The organism is Bacillus sp. FG16 (assembly GCF_057809515.1).
Map to the genome: position 1 here is coordinate 1 of NZ_JBMDKC010000261.1, position 1,207 is coordinate 1,207.

Below are 1,207 nucleotides of genomic sequence, written 5' to 3' on the forward strand. Positions count from 1 at the left end.
AACTTGTTGTACTCATCCAACGTGATAAAACCACCGTATTTCTTCACATGCTTCAACAAATTAAGCTGTAGATATGGATATTTATACTCGAACAACTTTCGTTTCACGTTGAACGTTTCGGTAATAAAACCTTTTACGTCTATGACTTCGACCTCACCATTTGGCAAATACACCAAGAAGTCCGCTATGTATGTAATTGCCACAAACTTTTTACCGTTCTTTGTAAATGCCGGCTGTAAAGTGAACCTCGGTTGCAATTCAAAACTTGAAATTTCCCCTGCAGCTTGACGCATTTTTAATCCAAAATAATAATCAGCCTCTGCTTTGCTATGAAAAATAATGCCATCTACCTCTATTTTTTTCGCGTTATACTTATTCAAACTTTTTCCTCTTTGGGAAGGTGAAATCAGTTTTTCCCCACGGATCCCTTTATGGTATCGATATTTCAAACAACTATAGTCAACATCATATTTCTCTGCCACATCCATCAAATGCAAATATTCTCCATGGATCCAAACAAATATCGAATCCCTTCTATTGCGATCTTGCTGTTTTCTGGTAACCCACCTACAATTTATCGGTTCATAATTCCCATTCGGATCAATTCGATCAATACTTAAAGGTTCTTTGTATCCACTTTTGTCAGCCCAATTTTTGAAAACAACAAAGTCATACCATTCATCACAAACTTTTATCCCACGTTTTCCGTAGTGCTTATAGTTTGTTGAATTCGAATTATTACAGCGTTGCAGCATATCAGCCCATTTTTTGTATAACTTTGTGCGACTACTAGCATGTTTTGTCATCTTCTCCAACCGTAAACACCCACACGATTGAGTGCCGCCTGTCCTAAGCCCGGCGATATCAACTTCAACTTTCTTTCCACAATCGCACTCACAAAGAAATATTTTTCTTTTTGAATTATTTCTTTTCTCCGTATCTTCTAATACAAGCAATCTTCCAAAACGCTTTCCTACAGTAATTTTTTTGTTGTTGTATTTACTCAATTCCTCTCACTCCAAATACCTGTCATCCACTCGTTCCATCCAACTATTCCATTCCTCATCTGTCATCACACGCCTGTTCTTCTTGCCCATATACGCTGCCACATGCTCCTTCATTGCCACTCGAAATCGATCTTGAAAATAATAATCTAGTTTTGCGACATCATCCGTAAACTTCACAACTTGTTTATCTAGCACGAGCA

The 1,207-nt window shown here is 37.6% G+C and carries 1 protein-coding gene and 1 pseudogene; both read right to left on the reverse strand.

Translation table 11 applies throughout. The features are described from left to right. On the reverse strand, positions 1–380 hold a 380-nt coding region (locus tag ACODS7_RS32115; protein WP_488828611.1), incomplete at its 3' end, for a DUF1064 domain-containing protein. Between the two features lie 633 nt (positions 381–1,013). After that, positions 1,014–1,207, reverse strand: a pseudogene (locus ACODS7_RS32120) (hypothetical protein); the annotation flags it as partial.